The organism is Streptomyces sp. NPDC060366, from assembly GCF_042725135.1.
In the GTDB taxonomy this organism is placed as follows: domain Bacteria; phylum Actinomycetota; class Actinomycetes; order Streptomycetales; family Streptomycetaceae; genus Streptomyces.
Window position 1 is genome coordinate 31,100 of record NZ_JBHXDC010000006.1, and the last position, 19,873, is coordinate 50,972.

Annotated in this window: 19 protein-coding genes; 9 read left to right on the forward strand and 10 right to left on the reverse strand. The window is 70.0% G+C overall.

The genetic code is table 11. From position 1 onward, the window contains the following. Nucleotides 1-58 precede the first annotated feature (58 nt). From ACFWHU_RS16985 to ACFWHU_RS16995, 3 genes are all read right to left on the reverse strand, one after another. Nucleotides 59-1,033: an ABC transporter substrate-binding protein gene (locus ACFWHU_RS16985; protein WP_385798333.1), complete on the reverse strand. Its 975-nt coding sequence runs from the start codon at nucleotides 1,031-1,033 to the stop codon at nucleotides 59-61. Nucleotides 1,034-1,113: 80 nt separating this feature from the next. Then, a complete protein-coding gene (locus ACFWHU_RS16990) occupies nucleotides 1,114-1,911 on the reverse strand; it encodes an ABC transporter permease (RefSeq protein ID WP_387225422.1) in 798 nt (265 codons plus the stop codon). Nucleotides 1,912-1,914: 3 nt separating this feature from the next. Continuing rightward, nucleotides 1,915-2,652 carry an ABC transporter permease gene (locus tag ACFWHU_RS16995; protein WP_385798337.1) on the reverse strand — a complete coding sequence of 246 codons (738 nt, stop codon included), beginning with the start codon at nucleotides 2,650-2,652 and terminating at the stop codon, nucleotides 1,915-1,917. A 143-nt stretch (nucleotides 2,653-2,795) separates the two neighbouring features. On the opposite strand from ACFWHU_RS16995, the gene ACFWHU_RS17000 reads away from it, so the two are divergent. From ACFWHU_RS17000 to ACFWHU_RS17025, 6 genes are all read left to right on the forward strand, one after another. Beyond that, nucleotides 2,796-3,968 (forward strand): ABC transporter ATP-binding protein, encoded by a 1,173-nt coding sequence (locus ACFWHU_RS17000; protein WP_385798339.1) that lies wholly within the window; start codon nucleotides 2,796-2,798, stop codon nucleotides 3,966-3,968. Between the two features lie 73 nt (nucleotides 3,969-4,041). Then, complete coding sequence (gene folP / locus ACFWHU_RS17005; RefSeq protein WP_385798341.1) at nucleotides 4,042-4,908, forward strand: dihydropteroate synthase; 867 nt, start codon at nucleotides 4,042-4,044, stop codon at nucleotides 4,906-4,908. Nucleotides 4,909-4,913: 5 nt separating this feature from the next. Beyond that, the gene (locus tag ACFWHU_RS17010; RefSeq protein ID WP_147878412.1) at nucleotides 4,914-5,372 is read left to right on the forward strand and encodes a nuclear transport factor 2 family protein; all 459 of its coding nucleotides are present in this window, start codon (nucleotides 4,914-4,916) and stop codon (nucleotides 5,370-5,372) included. A gap of 212 nt (nucleotides 5,373-5,584) precedes the next feature. Next, nucleotides 5,585-5,944 (forward strand): dihydroneopterin aldolase, encoded by a 360-nt coding sequence (gene folB / locus ACFWHU_RS17015; RefSeq protein WP_385798343.1) that lies wholly within the window; start codon nucleotides 5,585-5,587, stop codon nucleotides 5,942-5,944. Further along, nucleotides 5,941-6,537: a 2-amino-4-hydroxy-6-hydroxymethyldihydropteridine diphosphokinase gene (gene folK / locus ACFWHU_RS17020; protein WP_381904156.1), complete on the forward strand. Its 597-nt coding sequence runs from the start codon at nucleotides 5,941-5,943 to the stop codon at nucleotides 6,535-6,537. Before folB ends, folK begins: the two co-directional genes overlap by 4 nt. 133 nt (nucleotides 6,538-6,670) lie before the next feature. After that, nucleotides 6,671-7,156 carry a DUF3180 domain-containing protein gene (locus ACFWHU_RS17025; protein ID WP_385798482.1) on the forward strand — a complete coding sequence of 162 codons (486 nt, stop codon included), beginning with the start codon at nucleotides 6,671-6,673 and terminating at the stop codon, nucleotides 7,154-7,156. 64 nt (nucleotides 7,157-7,220) lie between these two features. Here ACFWHU_RS17025 and folE read toward each other — a convergent pair whose 3' ends face one another. The 6 genes from folE to dacB form a co-directional block, all read right to left on the reverse strand. Next, nucleotides 7,221-7,826, reverse strand: coding sequence for a GTP cyclohydrolase I FolE (folE, locus tag ACFWHU_RS17030; protein WP_385798346.1), 606 nt, complete (start codon nucleotides 7,824-7,826; stop codon nucleotides 7,221-7,223). Between the two features lie 111 nt (nucleotides 7,827-7,937). After that, entirely contained in the window at nucleotides 7,938-9,965 is a 2,028-nt protein-coding gene (ftsH, locus tag ACFWHU_RS17035) for an ATP-dependent zinc metalloprotease FtsH (protein ID WP_385798348.1), read from the reverse strand. Between the two features lie 195 nt (nucleotides 9,966-10,160). Beyond that, complete coding sequence (hpt, locus tag ACFWHU_RS17040; RefSeq protein ID WP_387225423.1) at nucleotides 10,161-10,721, reverse strand: hypoxanthine phosphoribosyltransferase; 561 nt, start codon at nucleotides 10,719-10,721, stop codon at nucleotides 10,161-10,163. 68 nt (nucleotides 10,722-10,789) lie between these two features. Beyond that, nucleotides 10,790-11,863, reverse strand: coding sequence for a tRNA lysidine(34) synthetase TilS (gene tilS / locus ACFWHU_RS17045; RefSeq protein ID WP_387225424.1), 1,074 nt, complete (start codon nucleotides 11,861-11,863; stop codon nucleotides 10,790-10,792). Nucleotides 11,864-12,090: 227 nt separating this feature from the next. Continuing rightward, nucleotides 12,091-13,221 carry a zinc-dependent metalloprotease gene (locus tag ACFWHU_RS17050; protein ID WP_385798353.1) on the reverse strand — a complete coding sequence of 377 codons (1,131 nt, stop codon included), beginning with the start codon at nucleotides 13,219-13,221 and terminating at the stop codon, nucleotides 12,091-12,093. A 128-nt stretch (nucleotides 13,222-13,349) separates the two neighbouring features. Continuing rightward, nucleotides 13,350-14,840: a D-alanyl-D-alanine carboxypeptidase/D-alanyl-D-alanine-endopeptidase gene (dacB, locus tag ACFWHU_RS17055; RefSeq protein ID WP_387225425.1), complete on the reverse strand. Its 1,491-nt coding sequence runs from the start codon at nucleotides 14,838-14,840 to the stop codon at nucleotides 13,350-13,352. A 187-nt stretch (nucleotides 14,841-15,027) separates the two neighbouring features. Between dacB and ACFWHU_RS17060 the strand changes: the two genes are divergently transcribed. Together ACFWHU_RS17060 and ACFWHU_RS17065 are read left to right on the forward strand one after the other, a co-directional pair. Continuing rightward, nucleotides 15,028-15,522 (forward strand): inorganic diphosphatase, encoded by a 495-nt coding sequence (locus tag ACFWHU_RS17060; protein ID WP_003968257.1) that lies wholly within the window; start codon nucleotides 15,028-15,030, stop codon nucleotides 15,520-15,522. Nucleotides 15,523-15,727: 205 nt separating this feature from the next. After that, nucleotides 15,728-17,395, forward strand: coding sequence for a threonine/serine exporter ThrE family protein (locus ACFWHU_RS17065; protein WP_385798483.1), 1,668 nt, complete (start codon nucleotides 15,728-15,730; stop codon nucleotides 17,393-17,395). A 34-nt stretch (nucleotides 17,396-17,429) separates the two neighbouring features. Here the strand turns inward: ACFWHU_RS17065 and ACFWHU_RS17070 are convergent, their stop codons facing one another. Next, entirely contained in the window at nucleotides 17,430-18,242 is an 813-nt protein-coding gene (locus ACFWHU_RS17070; RefSeq protein ID WP_385798357.1) for a DedA family protein, read from the reverse strand. A 338-nt stretch (nucleotides 18,243-18,580) separates the two neighbouring features. On the opposite strand from ACFWHU_RS17070, the gene ACFWHU_RS17075 reads away from it, so the two are divergent. Continuing rightward, complete coding sequence (locus ACFWHU_RS17075; RefSeq protein WP_387225426.1) at nucleotides 18,581-19,855, forward strand: ion channel protein; 1,275 nt, start codon at nucleotides 18,581-18,583, stop codon at nucleotides 19,853-19,855. The last annotated feature ends 18 nt before the right edge of the window (nucleotides 19,856-19,873 follow it).

A 19,873-nucleotide genomic window follows, 5' to 3' on the forward strand; every position in this document is an offset into this window, starting at 1 on the left:
ATCTTTCCCCGTCCGTTGCCGACTCCACTCCCCTCCCTCTACTTCCCGCCGCTTCCGGCTACTTGCCGATCAGACCTTTCGACTCCAGATACTCCTTGGCGACATCCGCGGGCTTCGCACGTTCGGCGTCGACCTTCAGGTTCAGCTTCGCGAGATCCTCTGTCGTGAGGGCGTCGCTGAGTTTGCCGAGAAGGTCCGCTATCTCCTGAGAACCGGCGTCCTTGGCATTGACCACCGGAAGTACGTTGTCCGCGTTCTGGAGCTTCTTGTCGTCCTCCAGGACCACCAGACCGAAGCTGTCGAGCGTGCCGTCGGTGGTGGTGCTCAGCACCAGCTGGTCCTTGCCGTCCTTCACCGCCTGCTTGGCCTGCGGGGTGCCGACACCCTGCGGGTCGATACCGGTGACATCGATCCCGTACGTCGCCTTGAGACCGGGCGCGCAGAACGGCCGCACCTCGCACTCGTCGCCCGCGGCGATCTTCACCTTGAGCTTCGAGGCGCCCAGATCCGAAAGGGTCTTGAGGTTGTTCTTCTCCGCGTATTCCTTGGTCACGGCGAAGGCGTTCTGGTCGACCGCCTTGCCGGCGGGCAGCACCTTCAGCCCGAGCGGCTCGGCCAGCTTCTCCAGGGCGGCGACCGTGGCGGCCGTGTCGCTGGAGGCGAGCGGGGTCTTCAGTGCCTCGTCCGCGCCGTTCACCTTGGCGTTGAGGAATTCGGTGAGCGTCGCCGCGTACTCCGGGACGACGTCGATCTCACCCTTCTCCAGGGAGGGCTCGTACAGCTCGCGGTTCTTCACCGTGGTGACGGAGGTGTCGTATCCGCCGTCACCGAGGATCTGCGCGTAGAGCTCGGCGAGCACCTTGGACTCGGTGAAGGCCGCGGCGCCCACGACGAGGGAGCCCTTCTTGTCGGAGCCGGAGCCCTTGTCGGAGCCGCTGTCCGATTCCAGGCTGTCGCCGCCGCACGCGACGAGCGACCCGGTGAGGACGACGGCGCCAAGTACCGCACCCGCCATGCGCGAGGTCTTGCTCATGAAAGTTCACCATCCGTAGAGGCCATAGGGAGGCCGAGAAAGTCGGTCGTCACACGGTCGTCGTGTCACTCGGGTCGTCGTCACACGGTCTTCGTCACCCGGTCTCGCGGGAGCGAGTCGCCCGTCGGGAGCGCGTCGGTCTTACCGAGGGCGTCGTTCGGAACGCCGTTCGGGGCGCCGTCCCGTGTGCCGGGCGACTGTGACCGGGTGGCGGCAGTGGGAGGAGACGGGTCGAGCATCCGGTCCACCACCACGAGCACGCCCTCGACCAGCAGCGCGAGCAGCGCCACCAGGAGCGCGCCCGCGACCACCTGCGGGGTGTCGTAGGTGTTGAACCCGGCGGTGATGATCCGCCCGAGGCCGCCCTGCCCCACCATCGCCGCGATCGTGGCCGTGGCGACCACCTGCACGGAGGCCGACCGCAGGCCGGTCATCACCATCGGGTACGCCAGGGGCAGCTCGACCCGGAGGAAGAGCTGGCGCCCGGACATCCCCATGCCCCGAGCGGCTTCCAGCACCGCGCGGTCCACCTCCCGCATACCCACGTAGGCGTTGGTCAGCAGCGGCGGCACGGCGAAGAGCACCAGCGCGACGATCGTCGGCACATAGCCGGCGTTGCGCAGCGGGGAGAGCATGAACAGGGCGAGCACGGCGAAGACCGGGATCGCCCGCCCCACGTTGGAGATGTTGATGGCGAGGGCGCCGCCCTTGCCGATGTGCCCGAGGTAGAAGGCCGTCGGCAGGGCTATCGCACAGGCGAGCGCGAGCGCGACCCCGCTGACGTACACATGCTCACCGAGCCGGGCCAGGGCCCCGCTCTCGCCGGACCAGTTGGAGCCGGTGATCAGCCAGGTCCACGCGTCACCCAGAACACCCATGGGTCAGCCCCCCACCTTCACCGGGTCGCCGGCCCGGCCCGCGCGCGCCGGACGTGACGTGCGGCCCTTGCCCGTACGTATTCGTGTCCAGGGCGTGAGCAGCCGCTGGAGTCCCAGGAGCAGCAGGTCGGCGGTGACCGCCAGCAGCACGCACAGCACGGAGGCGGCGAGCACCTGCGCCTTGAACAGGCTCGGCAGCGCGTCCTCGATGAGATTGCCCAGACCGCCGCGCCCCACGATCGAGCCGACGGTCGTCAGCGCGATCGTGGAGACCGTCGCGATCCGGATTCCCGCCATCAGCGCGGGCAGGGCGAGCGGCAGCTCGACCTCCCAGAGCAGCCGCCCGGAGCCGTACCCCATCCCGCGGGCGGCCTCCTTGGCCTCCGCGGGGACGGAGTCGAGGCCCGCCATGATGTTCCTCACGAGGATCGTCAGGGAGTACAGCACCAGGCCGGTGACCACCAGCGCGGTCGACAGCCCGAAGAACGGCAGCAGCAGCGAGAACATCGCCAGCGACGGGATCGTGTAGAGCAGTGTCGTCAGTCCGAGTACGGGGCCGGCGAAAGCCGGTTTGCCTCGGGCGAGCAGCGCGAGCGGAAAGGCCACGAGCAGCCCGATGAGGACCGAGACGACGGTGATCCCGATGTGCTGGACCGTCGCATCGATCAACTCCTGGCTACGGGAGCGGAGATACTCTCCGCAGATCCATTCGTTCGCCGCCAGGCAGCTTTGAGCGCTCATCCACCCCCGCCTCCCCTATCTCCCCGAACGTATGTCTGGTGTCTTTGTCTGGGCGACCCTATCCCCGACCACCGACAATCGCGGAAGGCCGCCACATTCCAGCAACATTGCCTTCACACAAGACGCGTCACAATGGGGAAATCATGATCCGATTCGAGCACGTCACCAAGCGGTACCCGGACGGCACCACGGCCGTCGACGACCTCAGCCTGGAGGTCGGAGCGGGCGAGCTGGTCACGCTCGTCGGACCGTCCGGCTGCGGCAAGACCACCACCATGAAGATGGTCAACCGGTTGATCGAACCGACCGAAGGCCGGATATTCATGGACGGGGACGACATATCAACCATCGACCCCGTCCAACTCCGGCGCCGGATCGGTTATGTGATCCAGCAGGTCGGCCTGTTCCCCCACAAGACGATCCTGGAGAACACGGCGACCGTCCCCCATCTCCTGGGCTGGCAGCGCGGCAAGGGCCGTGAGCGCGCGGCCGAACTCCTCGACCTGGTCGGCCTCGACCCGTCCGTCTACGGCGACCGCTACCCGGAGCAGCTCTCCGGCGGGCAGCGCCAGCGGGTGGGCGTCGCACGGGCACTCGCCGCCGATCCGCCCGTCCTGCTGATGGACGAGCCCTTCGGCGCGGTCGACCCTGTCGTACGCGAACATCTCCAGAACGAGTTCCTGAAGCTCCAGGCCGCCGTCAACAAGACCGTGCTCTTCGTCACTCACGACATCGAGGAGGCCGTCCGGCTCGGTGACCGGATCGCCGTCTTCGGGCAGGGGACCATCGAGCAGTTCGACGCCCCCGCCGCCGTGCTGGGCGCTCCCGCCACGCCGTACGTCGCCGACTTCGTCGGCGCGGACCGCGGCCTCAAGCGCCTCTCGGTCACCCCGATCGAGGAGGGCGACCTGGAACAGCCGCCCGTCGTCCATCTGGACGACCCGCTGCGGGCGGCGGCGGCGAAGCTTTCCAAGGAGGGCGCGCGCTGGGCGGTCGTCCTGGACGCCGAGGACAATCTGCACGGCTGGATCTCCACCGAGCAGACCGGCTCCTCGGGCACCGTGCGGGAGCACGCCCGCCGTATGGAGGCCTGGCTGCCCGTCGGGGCCTCCCTCAAGCAGGCGTTCTCCACGATGCTCCAGCACGACGCCGGCTGGATCGCCGTCATCGACAAGGAGTCGACCGGCCGCTTCCTCGGCGTCCTGACCCCGGCCCGGCTGCACGAGGCACTGCGCCGCTCGATCGACGCGGACGCGCACGCGATCCCCCGCACCGAGGTGGAACTGGAGACGGTCGCCCAGATCGCCGCTTCCTGACAGCGCCGTCCGGGAGGGGCCGCGCCGCCCGGGCGACGCGTTCCCGCCCCCGTACGGGCCTAGGGTGGGACGTATGAGTACGTTGCGCCCGCGGGGCGGAAGGGGCACGGTCGACGGCCTGCCGGAGTGGGACCGCTGCGCGGTCATGGGTGTCGTCAACGTGACGCCCGATTCCTTCTCCGACGGAGGCCGCTGGTTCGACACCACCGCCGCGGTCAAGCGCGGCCTGGATCTGGTCACCGAGGGCGCCGACCTGGTGGACGTGGGCGGCGAGTCGACCCGCCCCGGCGCCCCCCGGGTCGACGAGGACGAGGAGCTGCGGCGCGTCGTGCCCGTCGTACGGGGCCTGGCCTCCGAGGGCGTCACCGTTTCGGTGGACACCATGCGGGCGTCCGTCGCCGAACGGGCGGTGGCCGCCGGCGCCGTCCTGGTCAACGATGTCAGCGGCGGCCTGGCGGACCCGGCCATGGTGCCCGCCGTCGCCGCCGCGGGGGTGCCGTTCGTCGTCATGCACTGGCGCGGCTTCAGCCAGGACATGAACAGCCGCGCCGTCTACACGGACGTCGTCGCCGAGGTGCTGGCCGAACTCCGCGAGCGCATCGAGGCGGTCGTCGCCGGCGGCATCGCCCCCGAGCGCCTGGTCGTCGACCCCGGCCTCGGCTTCGCCAAGGGCACCGAGCACGATCTCGCGCTGCTGGCCCGTCTGGCGGACCTGCGGGCACTGGGCAGGCCCCTGCTGGTCGCCGCGTCCCGCAAGCGGTTCCTCGGCCGGGTACTGGCCGGTGAGGGCGCCCCGCCGCCCGCGCGCGAGCGGGACGCCGCCACCGCCGCCGTCTCCGCGATCGCCGCGCACGAGGGCGCCTGGGCGGTACGGGTGCACGAGGTACGCGCGACGGCCGACGCCGTCCGCGTGGCGCGCGCCGTCGAGGGTGCCCGGTGAGGAGTCTGCCGAGCGGGACCGACAAGGAACAGGTCGACGCCCTCAACACCGCCTTCTACGAAGCCATGGAGCGCGGCGACCTGGACGGGCTGTCCGCCCTGTGGCTGGACGGCGACAGCCCCGGCGTCAGCTGCGTCCATCCGGGCTGGCCGGTGCTCTCGGGCCGCGGCGAGGTGCTCCGCTCGTACGCGCTGATCATGGCCAACACCGAGTACATCCAGTTCTTCCTCACGGATGTCGTGGTGTCCGTCGCGGGCGACACCGCCCTCGTGACCTGCACCGAGAACATCCTCAGCGGCGGACCGGCGGAGGAGAGCGGCGCGCTCGGCCCGCTCGTCGGCCAGCTGGTGGTCGCCACGAACGTGTTCCGACGCACCCCGGACGGCTGGCGGGTCTGGTCCCACCACGGCTCACCCGTTCTGGCCGAAACCGACGACGACCAGGACGACGAAACTCCCGCGTGAGTGGGTAGACGACCTTACGAGGGGTCGGCCCCGCTCCGCTGGAGCTACCTGCGGTGCCAGTCGCGCGGAGCCCGCCGCGAGCACGGTCCACGGCGCCCGAGGCCCCCACGGGCAGGGCCTGTCGGTGCCCGCGAGTAGATTCGACGGGGGACATCCGCCGTCCGCATACGGCATAGTGCCCCACTTGACCAACGACAGCAGGAGTGATTCGCGTGGACCGTCTCGCGCTGCGCGGCCTCAAGGCCCGTGGGCACCATGGCGTCTTCCCCCGGGAGCGCGAGGAGGGGCAGACCTTCATCGTGGATCTGGTGCTGAGCCTCGACACCCGCCCCGCCGCGGCCGGAGACGATCTGACGAGAACCGTCCACTACGGAGTCGTGGCCGAGGAGGTCGTGGCCGTCGTGCGGGGCGAGCCGGTCGACCTGATCGAGACGCTCGCCGAGCGCATCGCGGAGCAGTGTCTGAAGCACGACGGCGTCGACGAGGTCGAGGTGACGCTGCACAAGCCGGACGCCCCGATCACGGTGCCCTTCGACGATGTGACCATCACCATCACCCGGAGCCGAGTATGAATCCCCAGAGCGACCCGACCGTCCAGCCGGTGCCGGCCTCGGTGGTGGCCCAGGTCGACGCGGCGGACGTCACCCTGTCCAACCCGAAGCGCGCCGTGATCAGCCTCGGGTCCAATCTCGGCAACCGGCTGGAGACCCTTCAGGGCGCCATCGACGCGCTGGAGGACACTCCGGGCCTGCGGGTCAAGGCGGTGTCCCCGGTGTACGAGACGGAGCCGTGGGGTGTCGAACCGGGCTCCCAGCCCTCGTACTTCAACGCGATCGTCGTGGTGAAGACCACGCTGCCGCCCTCGTCCCTGCTGGAGCGCGCCCAGGCCGTCGAGGAAGCCTTCGACCGCGTCCGGGTGGAGCGCTGGGGGCCGCGCACGATCGACGTCGACATCGTGGCGTACGCGGACGTCGTGTCGGACGACCCGGTGCTCACCCTGCCGCACCCGCGCGCCCACCAGCGCGCCTTCGTGCTCGTGCCCTGGCACGACGTGGAGCCCGAGGCGCTGCTCGCCGGGCGGGGTACGGTCTCCGAACTGCTCGCCGTCATCGAGCAGCGGGGCGTGGAGCCGCGGGCGGACCTGGAACTCCGCCTGCCCGACTAATCGTTAGGCTCTGCGGACCGGCCGGCCGGTACGGGTGCCGGCCCAGGGGTGTCCGGTGCCGGTCGTGCGCGCCGGTGGTGTGTGCGGGTGACGTGTGTCAGTGACGAGCAAGGGTGAAGGGCGGGCTTTCGCGGTGGGGCAATTGCGGATCCGGGTTCTGTTCGGCATCTTCGCCGTGGCCGGGGTGCTCTCGTGGGGCGGTACGCGCCTCTGGGACTCCCTCGGCACCCTGCCCAGCGTCCCCCTCGCCGCGCCCATCGTGCTCGCGGTGATCGCCGTCGTCCTCACGGCGACGGCGCTCTCCCTGCGGTCGCGGCTGCGCGCCCAGCGTGAGCGTCGGCCCGGCGCCAAGGGCGTGGATCCGATGATGGCGGCCCGCGCCGTCGTTTTCGGCCACGCGAGCGCGCTGGTCGCGGCGCTGGTCGCCGGGATGTACGGCGGGACGGGCGTCTTCCTGCTCGGCTCCCTCGACATCCCCGCCCGGCGGGACCAGGCGTACTACGCGGGATTCTCGGTGCTGGCCGGCATCGCGGTGATCGCCGCCGCGATATTCCTGGAGCGTGTCTGCAAGCTGCCGGAAGAGCATGACGACGACCACAAGGGCGCCGCCCGCGCCTGAGCCCGTCCCCGACCGGTCCCGGCCAGGGCCGACCGGATCTCCGGGGACCTTCGCCCGTGGTGGTTCAGCGGGCCATGATCAGGCTCATCGCCTCGTTACGGGTGACCTGGTCGCGCAGCTGCCCCCGTACCGCCGAGGTGATCGTCTTGGCGCCGGGCTTGCGCACCCCGCGCATGGACATGCACATGTGCTCGCACTCGACGACCACGATCACCCCTCGCGGCTCCAGGATCTTCATCAGCGAGTCCGCGATCTGCGTGGTCATCCGCTCCTGGACCTGCGGCCTGCGGGCGAACACGTCCACGAGCCGCGCCAGCTTCGACAGCCCGGTGATCTTCCCGTCGGCCGACGGGATGTACCCGACGTGCGCGACACCGTGGAACGGCACCAGATGGTGCTCACAGGAACTCTGCACCTCGATGTCCTTCACCAGGACCATCTCGTCGTGGCCTATGTCGAACGTCGTCGTCAGAACATCCTCGGGCCGCTGCCACAGCCCCGCGAATATCTCCCTGTACGAGCGGGCCACCCGCCCCGGCGTCTCGCGCAGACCCTCGCGGTCCGGGTCCTCCCCGACCGCGATCAGAAGCTCCCGTACGGCGTTCTCGGCCCGCTTCTCGTCGAACTCGCCGATCACACCCTCGCCGTCCAGCTTCACGGGGTTGGTCATCTGAGCCTCGTTCCTCTGCCGTTCCGTGCGCGCCAACAGAAATGCCGCGCCCCATCAGGCTAAGACCTGTGGGGCGCGGCATCTATTCCGGGCCTGGTGAGAGACGCGGGATCAGCTTTCGGGACGATCCTCCGGAACGGCCTCGGCCGCGGACTCGCCGGCCGTCACACCGGGAATCGTGCCGTTGGTACCGGCCGCTCCGTTGGTGAGGGCCAGCTCCTTGGGCGAGAGCACCGGCGGACGTGTCGAAGGCGTACGCCGCGAGGAGCCGGTCCACGCCGGACGGGCCGGGCGTCGCACGATCGTCGAGAAGATCTCGGCGATCTGCTCCTTGTTGAGCGTCTCCTTCTCCAGCAGCGCGAGGACCAGGTTGTCGAGAACGTCGCGGTTCTCGACGAGAATCTCCCAGGCCTCGTTGTGCGCCGTCTCGATCAGCTTCTTGACTTCTTCGTCGACCAGCGCGGCGACCTCTTCCGAGTAGTCGCGCTGGTGGCCCATCTCACGTCCGACGAAGGGCTCCGAATTGTCACCGCCGAACTTGATCGCGCCGAGCCGCTCGGTCATGCCGTACTGCGTGACCATGGCCCGTGCCGTCGCCGACGCCTTCTCGATGTCGTTGGCCGCGCCGGTGGTCGGGTCGTGGAAGACCAGTTCCTCCGCCGCGCGCCCACCCATCATGTAGGCGAGCTGGTCGAGCATCTCGTTGCGCGTGGTCGAGTACTTGTCCTCGTCGGGCAGGACCATGGTGTAACCCAGGGCCCGGCCGCGGGACAAGATCGTGATCTTGTGCACCGGGTCGGAGTTCGGAGACGCCGCGGCTACAAGGGCGTGGCCGCCCTCGTGATACGCGGTGATCTTCTTTTCCTTCTCGGACATGATCCGGGTCCGCTTCTGCGGACCCGCCACGACTCTGTCGATCGCCTCGTCCAGGGAGTGGTTGTCGACGAGCTTCTTGTCGCCGCGCGCCGTGAGGAGCGCCGCTTCGTTCAGCACGTTCGCCAGGTCCGCGCCGGTGAAACCGGGCGTACGACGGGCGACGGCGCCGAGATCGACGTCCGGCGCGACCGGCTTGCCCTTCTGGTGGACCTTGAGGATCTCCAGACGGCCCAGCATGTCGGGGCGGTCGACCGCGATCTGGCGGTCGAAACGTCCCGGACGCAGCAGCGCGGGGTCGAGGATGTCGGGCCTGTTCGTGGCGGCGATCAGGATGACCCCGCCCTTCACGTCGAACCCGTCCATCTCGACGAGCAGCTGGTTGAGCGTCTGCTCGCGTTCGTCGTGGCCACCGCCGAGGCCCGCACCGCGGTGCCGGCCGACGGCGTCGATCTCGTCGACGAAGACGATCGCCGGAGCGTTCGCCTTGGCCTGCTCGAAGAGGTCACGCACTCGGGAGGCACCGACACCGACGAACATCTCGACGAAGTCGGAACCGGAGATCGAGTAGAACGGGACACCGGCCTCACCGGCGACCGCGCGGGCGAGCAGCGTCTTACCCGTACCGGGCGGGCCGTAGAGCAGCACGCCCTTCGGGATCTTGGCGCCCACGGCCTGGAACTTCGCGGGCTCCTGGAGGAACTCCTTGATCTCGTGGAGCTCCTCGACCGCTTCGTCGGACCCCGCGACGTCGGCGAACGTCGTCTTGGGAGTGTCCTTCGTAATGAGTTTGGCCTTGGACTTCCCGAACTGCATGACTCGGGAGCCGCCGCCCTGCATCTGATTCATCAGGAACAGGAAGACCACGACGATGAGGACGAACGGCAGCAGGGAGAGCAGCACGGAGACGAACGGGCTCTGCTTGGAGGGCGAGACCGTGTAGCCCTGCTTGATGTCGCCGCTCTCGAACTTGCCCTGCAGCTTCTCGGCCAGAGCCGAGCCCTGGGAGCCGATGTAACTGGCCTGTACCTTGTCGCCGCCCTGGACCTTCTGACCGTCCTTGAGGTCGATCTTGATGATCTGTTCGTCGCCGGTGGTCAGCTTGACCTGGTCGACCTGGTTCTTGTCGATCGCCTGGACGACCTCGCCGGTGTCCACCGTCTTGTAGCCGCCGGACGAGCCGACGACCTGCATCAACACGACCACGGCGAGGACGGCCAGCACGATCCACATGACCGGCCCACGGAAGTATCGCTTCACGTCCATCCATACGGAGCGAGAACGCCCCGTCCCTCCTGCCCGTAGGTAAATGTCGCTGTGAGAAAAGACTGTTCTTCGGACCGTACCCCAGCATTGTCACCCGCGACCGCACGGGACTGCCGGTAAACCGGTCTTCCCATGCTCCAACGGCGGGAGGGGTACTGGGGTTCCCGTCCCGGCCCGGCGGGCGCCGGGATCGGCTCAGCCGCCGTAGACATGGGGGGCGAGTGTGCCGACGAATGGAAGATTGCGGTACTTCTCCGCGTAATCCAGTCCATAGCCGACAACGAACTCATTCGGAATGTCGAATCCGATCCATTTCACATCGATCGCGACCTTTGCGGCATCCGGCTTACGGAGCAGCGTGCACACTTCGAGCGAGGCCGGCTCGCGCGAACCGAGGTTCGACAGCAGCCAGGAGAGCGTCAGGCCCGAGTCGATGATGTCCTCGACGATCACGACGTGCTTGCCCTTGATGTCGGTGTCCAGGTCCTTGAGGATCCTGACCACACCGGAGGACTGCGTCCCGGCGCCGTACGAGGACACGGCCATCCAGTCCATCGTCACGGGGGTGGACAGCGCACGCGCCAGGTCCGCCATCACCATCACGGCGCCCTTGAGGACGCCGACGAGAAGGACGTCCCTGCCCGTGTACTCCGCGTCGATCTTGGCGGCCAGTTCGACCAGCTTGGCGTCGATTTCTTCCTTGGTGAAGAGCACCGACTGGAGGTCGGCGCCCATGTCCTTGTGGTCCACCCGCATCACTTTCGTTGTCGGCCAGGAGGCCGGAACTCGCCACCCGGGAGACACAGCCGTCGTGCTTCAGCGCTTCAGCCCTGCCGGATGACCAGTCTGCCACCCTGCCGTTGGGCCTCGACGCGGCCCGGCAGGTTGATGGCTCCCTGGCCTCGCCAGCCCGTGATCAGGCGGTCGACCTCCTCGATGTGCCGGGCGAACAGCGACCCGGCGGGGGCGCCGGCGACGACGGCGGCCCGGCGCAGGACACGGCGCCGGACGGCGGGCGGCAGCACGTACAACTTGGCGCATTCCAGCTGTCCGGTGTCGTCCCGTACGGCGGACTCGGCGTCGGCCGCCCAGGCGTCGAGGGCGTCGGCGTCGTCGCGGGAGAGCTGAGCCGTACGGGCCAGCGCCTCGACGACGCCCTTGCCGAGCGCCTTCTCCAGGGCGGGCAGGCCCTCGTGGCGCAGGCGCGAGCGGGTGTAGGCGGGGTCGGCGTTGTGCGGGTCGTCCCAGACCGGGATCGCCTGGACGAGGCAGGCCTTGCGGGCCGTCTGCCGGTCGAGTTGGAGGAAGGGACGGCGGTAGCGGCCGGTGGCGCCGGAGACGGGGGCCATCCCGGAGAGCGAGCGGGTACCGGAACCGCGGGCGAGGCCGAGCAGGACGGTCTCGGCCTGGTCGTCGCGGGTGTGACCCAGCAGTACGGCGGCGGCGCCGTGCCGCTCGGCGGCCGCGTCCAGGGCGGCGTAGCGCGCGTCGCGGGCTGCGGCCTCCGGCCCTCCGTCGCGACCGACTGTCACGGCGACGGACTCGACGGGGTCGAGCCGCATGGCGGCGAGCCGGGAGACGACTTCGGCGGCACGGAGGTCGGAGCCGGGCTGTAGACCGTGGTCGACGGTGACGGCGCCCGCCCGGACGGAGAGCTTGCGGGCCTCGAAGGCGAGGGCGGAGGCGAGCGCCATGGAGTCGGCGCCTCCGGAGCAGGCGACGAGCACCAGCGGCCGGCGGTCGGCCGGGGGCGGTGCGGTGGCCGGGTCGGCGTCCGTCGCGGTGGGACGGGAGCGCTCGATGTCGGAGCTCTCGAATTCGGAGCATTCGGTGATGACGTCGTGGAGTACGCGGCGGACCGCCAGGCGTATCGCCGCGACCGCAGGATGGGGACCCATGTCCGGTGCCCTTCGTGATGTTTGGGGGGTGCCTCGGTCGGAGTAGGGACGGGGTTCAGTCACACAGAGTGCGTCGATGGTGACAGAACCGGGCCGTTCCCCGAGCATCGCACGCCTACCCAGCGCCCACGGTCCCTCGGATGGGTGATGCTGGCCCATTCCGGTGGACACCTGTGGACGCCGACATCCGGCACACGCCCTCGCGGCGCTCTCCTGAGGACTACGCCTTAGGAGTCGGCCTTGCGGTGCACCCGCGCGATCCAGTCCGCCGGCTTGGCGATCTCCGCCTTCGTGGGAAGGGTGTTGGGGGAGGTCCAGACGCGGTTGAAGCCGTCCATGCCGACCTCGTCCACCACGGCGCGTACGAAACGCTCCCCGTCCCGGTACTGCCGCAGTTTCGCGTCCAGTCCCAGCAGTTTGCGCAGCGCCAGATCGAGACGGCTGGCGCCCTTGGCCCTGCGCTGCTGGAACTTCTCGCGGATCTCGGCGACCGAGGGCACGACCTGCGGGCCGACGCCGTCCATCACGTAGTCGGCATGGCCTTCGAGCAGGGACATCACGGCGGTGAGGCGGCCGAGGATCTCCTTCTGGCCGGGAGTCTGGACCAGCTCGACCAGGCTCCGGCCCTCGTCCTCCTCCTCGCCCTCGGGGCGGCTGCCGGTGAGCGACTGGGCCGCTTCACGCAGGCGTTCCACGACGGTCGAGGGGTCGACGTCCGTCTCCTCGAGGAATGACTGGATCTCGCCCTCGAGGTGGTCGCGCAGCCACGGGACGCCCGTGAACTGCGTGCGGTGGGTCTCTTCGTGCAGGCAGACCCAGAGCCTGAAGTCGTGCGGGTCGACGTCGAGTTCGCGTTCGACGTGGACGATGTTCGGCGCGACGAGCAGCAGTCGCCCGCCGCCGCCGTCACTCGAAGGGAGGTCGCGGCTCGGCGGGGCGAACGTCTCGTACTGGCCGAGGACGCGCGAGGACAGGAACGACAGCAGCATGCCCAGCTCGACGCCGGTCACCTTGCCGCCCACGGCGCCGAGGACGGCGCCGCCCGCCGTGTTCGACCGGCGGTCCTGCATCTTGTCGAGGAGTGGTTTGAGCAGCTCACGGAAGCCCGCGACGTTCGCCTTGATCCAGCCCGCCCGGTCCACGACCAGGACCGGGGTGTCCGGCGCCTCGTGGCCGTCCGGGATCATCCGGGTGAAGCCGCGCACGTGCTCCTCGGCCGCCTTGGCGTGCCGTCGCAGCTCGGCGACGATCTCGCGTGCCTCGTCCCGGCTCACTTCCGGTCCCGGCCGCGCGAGGCGGGTCGCGGTCGCGACCGCGAGATTCCAGTCCACCATCTCGGCCCCACCGATGCTCGTCATGCGTCAACCGTACGTGCTCGGGCCGGAAGGCGGTGAGGTGTCGGCCGGGCCGTTCGCGTCGCGGCCTGTCCTGGTCGGTGCGTGTGACCGCTCCTGTCGCCGCCCCGGGGCACGCGGGACAAGGGTGGTCAGGACACCAGTTCCGCCGAGAGGTGGTCCAGGGCGCGTTGGGCCGTATCGGGGGCCGGGGCGTCCTCCGCCAGGAAGGCGAAGGCGAGGAGCCGTCCGCCGGGGCCCACGACGGTGCCCGCCAGGGAGTTCACTCCGGTCAGCGTGCCGGTCTTGGCGCGGATCAGGCCACTGCCGGTGGTCGCGTCCGCGTCGGTGTACCGGCCCTGGAGCGTGCCGCTGAATCCGGCCACCGGGAGACCGGTGAGCACCGGTCGCAGTTCGGGCCGGTCGGGGTCGGCCGCGCGGGCGAGCAGCGCGGTGAGCAGGCCGCTGGTGAGCCTGTCGTGGCGGTTGAGGCCGCTGCCGTCGCGCAGGAGCACGCCGTCGACGGGCAGCTTCAGCTTCTTCAGCTCGGCCTGGACGGCCTGTTGGGCGCCCGCGAAGCTCGCGGGTCCGCCCGCCTCGATCGCGGTCTGACGGACCAGCGACTCGGCGATGTCGTTGTCGCTGTTCGTCAGCATGCGTTCGACCAGGGCGGAGACGGGGCGCGAGTACGTCACGGCGAGGCGGTCGGCGTCTCCGGGAGCCCTGCCCGCGGCCGGGGGGCCCGAGGTCTTGAGGCCGCGTTCGCGCAGCAGGTCCGCGAAGACGTCGGCGGCGTCGCCCGCCGGGTCGCCGCTGCGCGGTGCCGGGCCGCCGAAGGAGTCGGCGGCGGAGTCGTCGAGGCGGCCCTGGCCGGCCATCAGGGCGGTGACCGGCGCGATGTTGTCGTTGGGGCCGATCGGGTGTTCTCGGGGCCCGGAGTAGAGAGAGACGTCGAAGCGGACGGTCACCCGGTGCACACCGCGGTCGCGCAGCGCCCTGGCGGTGTCGGCGGCGAGGGAGCGCAGGCCCTTGCGGTCGAGGGTGGCGTCGCCGCCGCCGACGAGGGTGATCTCCGTCGGCTCCTCGCCCTTGCCGTCGGCCTCGTTGCCGGGCTCGCTGCCGGGCTTGTCGCCTGGCTTGTTGTTGTCGCCCTTGCCTCCGTCGGCGGTGACCACGGTGGTGGGGATGCGGTGGTCGGGGCCGAGCGCGGAGAGCGCGGCGACCGCCGTGGCGATCTTGATGGTGGAGGCCGGTGCCATCAGCCGGTCGGCGCGCTGCCCGAACAACTGCTCACCCGTCGCGACGTCGACGACGGACGCCGCGGGCGCCGGTCCGAGGTCGGGCGATTCGAGCAGCGGCCCGAGGGTCGTCGTCAGATCGCCCGGAAGATCCGCGGGCGCGGACAAGGACGCGGTCGACACGCCGAGTTCGGCGAGCACCCCGGCGGCGCTGGGCGCGGGCTCGGGCACGCGCTCCCCGTCGTGATGTGCGCCACCTGTACGGCCCTGAGCGGCCGCCCACTCGCGCTCGGCCTTACGCTGACCGGAGTCCCAGGGGCCGGCCAAGGCCACCGCCCCGGCCGCCAGTACGAGGCCGAACACGGCGGAACCTGCCGTGAGCTGCCACACTTTCGGCTCAAGCACGGTTGACCAGCCCCTTTCGCGATCACACAGCTGCGTGGGGGACACTTAATCACTGCGCGTTGCCACGAGCACGGTGCCCCGGCCAGCGATGGCCGATCCTGCTCGGCCCCGGGGTCGGCCCCGGTGACGTGCGGTACCACCGACAGCAGCATCACCGACATCTGTGTTGATCATGGAGGAACCACCCGTGGAGTTCGACGTCACCATCGAGATCCCTAAGGGTTCGCGAAACAAGTACGAGGTGGACCACGAGACCGGCCGGATCCGCCTTGACCGTCGTCTCTTCACCTCGACCAGCTACCCGGCCGACTACGGCTTCGTGGAGAACACCCTCGGCGAGGACGGCGACCCGCTGGACGCGCTGGTCATCCTGGACGAGCCGACGTTCCCCGGCTGTCTCATCAAGTGCCGCGCGATCGGCATGTTCCGGATGACGGACGAGGCCGGCGGCGACGACAAGCTGCTGTGCGTCCCCGCCTCGGACCCGCGTGTGGAGCACCTGAGGGACATTCACCACGTCTCGGAGTTCGACCGTCTGGAGATCCAGCACTTCTTCGAGGTCTACAAGGACCTGGAGCCCGGCAAGTCGGTCGAGGGCGCCGACTGGGTGGGCCGCGCCGAGGCGGAGGCCGAGATCGAGGCCTCGTACAAGCGCCTCGAGGCGCAGGGCGGCGCGCACTGAACACGCGTCCCACGGACCGGGGCTCAGGGGCCGTCAGGCCCTGAACGGCCGGGAAGCGGCACGTACGAGCGGCGGACGGGGCACCTCACGGGTGCGCCGTCCGCCGCTCGTGTGCGCCCATGTCCGCGCCCGTGTCCATACTGAACGGATGGTTGTACGAACTGTGCCCGAGCGGCACCGAAGAGAGTGAGTGAGGGCGAGGACTGTGGTGGCCGAGCGGGACGAGGCGGAGGATCGTAAGCCCCCGTCCGACGAGGCGCACAGCGCCTTCACTCCGCCGTCCGGAATGGGCCAGGCGCCCGCCCCCGAGGAGGACAGCCCCACCTCGGAATTCGCGGTTCCGCAGGGGATGAGTCCGGAGGGTACGCAGGAGACCGAGCGGTCGGCCTTCGATCCGCCGAGTACCTACCGCGCACGCCGGTCGCCCCAGGCGTTCACTCCGGCGGAGGGCGTGCCGATCGTCCGGCTGACGAAGGAAGCGCCCTGGCAGGACCGGATGCGCACGCTGCTGCGGATGCCGGTCGGGGACCGGCCGGTGGCGGAGATCGTGCAGCGGCACGACGAGGCCGGGCCCGCCGTCCCGCGCGTGCTCGACCTGACGCTGCGTATCGGCGAGTTGCTGCTGGCGGGCGGTGAGGGGGCCGAGGACGTCGAGGCCGCGATGTTCGCGGTCAGCCGCGCGTACGGTCTCGACCGCTGCGAGCCGAACGTCACCTTCACGCTGCTGTCGATCTCCTACCAGCCGTCGCTGGTGGACGATCCGGTGACGGCCAGCCGGACCGTACGCAGGCGGGGCACCGACTACACCCGGCTGTCCGCCGTCTACACGCTCGTCGACGACATCACCACCGAGGACACGGACATCACCCTGGAGGAGGCGTACCGGCGGCTGGCCGAGATCAGGCGTAACCGGCACCCCTATCCGGGGTGGGCGCTGACCGCCGCGAGCGGGCTGCTGGCCGGCTCCGCGTCGGTGCTGGTCGGTGGTGATCTGGTGGTGTTCATCGCGGCGATGGTCGGCGCGATGCTCGGCGACCGGCTCGCGTGGCTGTGCGCGGGGCGCGGGATTCCGGAGTTCTACCAGTTCGTGGCCGCGGCGATGCCGCCGGCCGCGATGGGGGTCGCGCTGACCCTGGCCGCCTCCGCGGTGAACTGGGAGGGTCGGCCGTCCGCCGTGATCACCGGTGGGCTCTTCGCGCTGCTGCCGGGGCGGGCCCTGGTGGCGGGCGTGCAGGACGGTCTGACCGGCTACTACATCACCGCCGCCGCACGGCTGCTCGAAGTCATGTACTTCTTCATCGCGATCGTCATGGGGGTGCTGATCGCGCTGTATCTGGGCGTCCAGCTGAACGCCCAGCTCGACCCGGACGCGGCGCTCCAGGCCGGGGAGGGGCGGCCCGTGCTCCAGATCTGCGCCGCCGTGGCGCTCAGTTTCGCCTTCGCGATCCTGCTCCAGCAGGAACGATCCACCGTGCTGATGGTGGCCCTTAACGGCGGCGTGGCCTGGACGGTCTACGGAGCGATGCATGTCACCGGCGGGATCTCGCCGGTGGCCGCCACCGCGGTCGCGGCAGGTGTGGTGGGGCTGTTCGGGCAGCTGTTCTCGCGGTACCGGTTCGCCTCCGCGCTGCCGTACGTCACCGCGGCGATCGGGCCGCTGCTGCCCGGCTCGGCGACGTACTTCGGTCTGCTCGGTCTCGCGCAGAACCATGTGGACGACGGGCTGGCCTCGCTGTCCAAGGCCGCGGCGCTGGCCATGGCGATCGCCATCGGGGTGAACTTCGGGGGCGAGATCTCCCGGCTGGTCCTGAAGGTGCCGGGCGCGGGCCGGGGGTCGAGCCGCCGCGCGGCCAAGAGGACGCGCGGCTTCTGAGCGGGCCGGGCCGGCGGCCCGTCTTCTCGCGGGGTCAGCGCCTGGCGTGGCGCCCGCCGCGCGGCGGGCCCTCCGGGTCGTCCGGGGTGGTGTACGGGCGCGGGGCGCCGTACTCGTCACGCGTGACCCGCAGCTGCTGGGTCTGGAAGTCCTGCGGTACCTGTGTGTGCTGCGGTGCGTGGGGCGTGTGCCGCGCGGGGTCCACGGGCTCGGCAGCGGCGGTCTTCTTGGACTTGGAACGGGCCCGCAGCAACTCGATCACGATCGGCAGCACCGAGAGCGCCACGATCAGGATGAGGATCATCTCGATGTTCTTGTGGACGAACTCGATCTTGCCCAGCGCGGCGCCGAGCAGCGTGACGCCCGCGCCCCAGAGCACGCCACCGATGATGTTGTACGTCACGAACGACCGGTAGTTCATGCGGCTGACGCCCGCGATGATCGGCGTGAACGTCCGCACGATGGGCACGAAGCGGGCCAGCACCAGCGACTTGGGGCCGTACTTCTCGAAGAACTCGTGCGCCTTCTCCACATTCTCCTGTTTGAAGAACTTGGAGTCGGGGCGCTTGAAGAGCGCGGGGCCGACCTTGCGGCCGAAGAGATAGCCGACCTGGTCGCCGATGATCGCCGCCAGCACGATCAGGACACAGACGAGCCACAGCGGCCTGTCGAGCGTGCCGGACGTCACCAGCAGTCCGGTGGTGAAGAGCAGTGAGTCGCCCGGCAGGAAGAAGCCGATGAGCAGGCCGGATTCGGCGAAAACGATGACCAGGACGCCGATCAGACCGAAGGTCCCGATCAGATAGTCCGGGTCGAGCCAGCTCGGTCCGAGCGCAAGGGTTGTCACGAGGTCCGGGCTCCTGAGTCGATAGTCGGTCGATCGTCGAAATCGGCCGTCGCTGCATCAGCGTCGTCCAATCGCCATCAGCGATTGTCGGCTGCCCAAAGCTATCAACGCTCCGCCCATGGCTGAGGTTCCACCCGGCGCCCACGGCTTGCGATCGGCCCGGACCGGGGTGTTGCGCGCCTTTCGTCCCCGGTCCGCCCCGGCCGCTCCCCGCCGTCCACCGGGCCGTTGTCGGCCGTGGCATGCGGCACGGCATCGGCATGCGCCCTCACGCCACTGAGGTGCGAGCCCTCCTCCATGAGGGTGGTTTGCGGCATTTGTGCCATTACGGTGTGCGCGTGGCCACTGACACTCCGTCCGCTCACCCGTCACCGTCCGGGCGCACGCTCCTCCCGCTGATCATCCCCTCCCTTGCCGTCGGTGTGATCGCGAGTCTCATCCTGCTCGGGGTGAGCGAGCTGGCCGAACTGCTGGAGGACGTGCTCTGGAAGACGCTCCCCGACGCGCTCGGTATCGGCCGGCACTCCTCCTTCTGGATGATCGTGATGCTCACGGCGACCGGCCTCGCGGTGGGGCTGGTCGTACGGCAGGTACCCGGGCACGCGGGACCCGACCCCGCGACGACCGGGCTGGTCGACGCTCCACTGCCGCCCGGCGTCGTGCCCGGTCTGCTGCTGGCCACCTCTCTGGCGCTGGCGGGCGGCGTGAGCCTCGGGCCGGAGAACCCGATCACCGCGGCCAACATCGCGATCGCCTACTGGCTCGGCCGCAAGGTCGCCCCCTCCGCCCCGGCGGGGCTCTGGCTCTCGCTGGCCGCCGCCGGCACGATCGGGGCGCTCTTCGGCACCCCCGTGGCCGCCGCGCTGATCCTGACGGAGACCTTCGCGGCTCAACCGGGGCCGGGTTCGCTCTGGGACAAGCTCTTCGGGCCACTGGTCGCCGCCGGGGCCGGCGGGCTCACGGCCGTGCTGATCGACCATCCGACCTTCGATCTCTCCCTGCCGAACCATCCGGGCGCCCGCTGGAGTGACGCCCTGGCCGCGATCGTGATCGCACCGGTCGCCGCCGCCCTGGGTATGGCTGCCGTGTACGCCTTCCCGTACGTCCACAGCGCCTTCAACCGCATCGGACGTCCCGTACTCGCCCTGACCGTCGGCGGGTTGCTCCTCGGCCTCCTCGGGGCGCTCGGCGGATACCTCACCCTCTTCAAGGGGCTGGACGAGGTGAAGACCCTGGCGTCCGACCCGGACGGCTGGTCGGCGGGACAGTTCGCGCTGATGTGCGGGGTGAAGACGGTCGCGCTGGTGATCTCGGCCGCCTGCGGCTTCAGGGGCGGACGGATCTTCCCCGCAGTCTTCATCGGCGTCTCCCTCGGGCTGTTCGCCCACGCGCTCGTACCCGCCGTGCATCCGACCGTGGCGGTCGTCTGCGGTGTGCTCGGGATACTGCTCGCCATCACCCGGCAGGGGTGGCTGAGTCTGTTCACCGCGGCCGTACTCGCCGCGGACCCGAACCTGCTTCCCCTGCTGTGCGTGGCCGTGCTGCCCGCCTGGCTGCTGGTGACGGGACGTCCGAAGATGCAACTCGGCGAGGACGGCAGAGCCCTGCGGTGACGGGCGGCGACCGCTCCC

Bases quoted from the DNA above. Each gene is read 5' to 3' on its own strand.
- folP (WP_385798341.1), top strand. From the start codon at position 4,042: ATGAGTACGTTGCGCCCGCGGGGCGGAAGGGGCACGGTCGACGGCCTG.
- ftsH (WP_385798348.1), bottom strand. From the start codon at position 9,965: ATGGACGTGAAGCGATACTTCCGTGGGCCGGTCATGTGGATCGTGCTG.
- hpt (WP_387225423.1), bottom strand. From the start codon at position 10,721: ATGCGGGTGGACCACAAGGACATGGGCGCCGACCTCCAGTCGGTGCTC.
- ACFWHU_RS16995 (WP_385798337.1), bottom strand. From the start codon at position 2,652: ATGAGCGCTCAAAGCTGCCTGGCGGCGAACGAATGGATCTGCGGAGAG.
- folE (WP_385798346.1), bottom strand. From the start codon at position 7,826: ATGACCAACCCCGTGAAGCTGGACGGCGAGGGTGTGATCGGCGAGTTC.
- ACFWHU_RS16990 (WP_387225422.1), bottom strand. From the start codon at position 1,911: ATGGGTGTTCTGGGTGACGCGTGGACCTGGCTGATCACCGGCTCCAAC.
- folK (WP_381904156.1), top strand. From the start codon at position 5,941: ATGAATCCCCAGAGCGACCCGACCGTCCAGCCGGTGCCGGCCTCGGTG.
- ACFWHU_RS17000 (WP_385798339.1), top strand. From the start codon at position 2,796: ATGATCCGATTCGAGCACGTCACCAAGCGGTACCCGGACGGCACCACG.
- ACFWHU_RS16985 (WP_385798333.1), bottom strand. From the start codon at position 1,033: ATGAGCAAGACCTCGCGCATGGCGGGTGCGGTACTTGGCGCCGTCGTC.
- ACFWHU_RS17050 (WP_385798353.1), bottom strand. From the start codon at position 13,221: ATGACGAGCATCGGTGGGGCCGAGATGGTGGACTGGAATCTCGCGGTC.
- tilS (WP_387225424.1), bottom strand. From the start codon at position 11,863: ATGGGTCCCCATCCTGCGGTCGCGGCGATACGCCTGGCGGTCCGCCGC.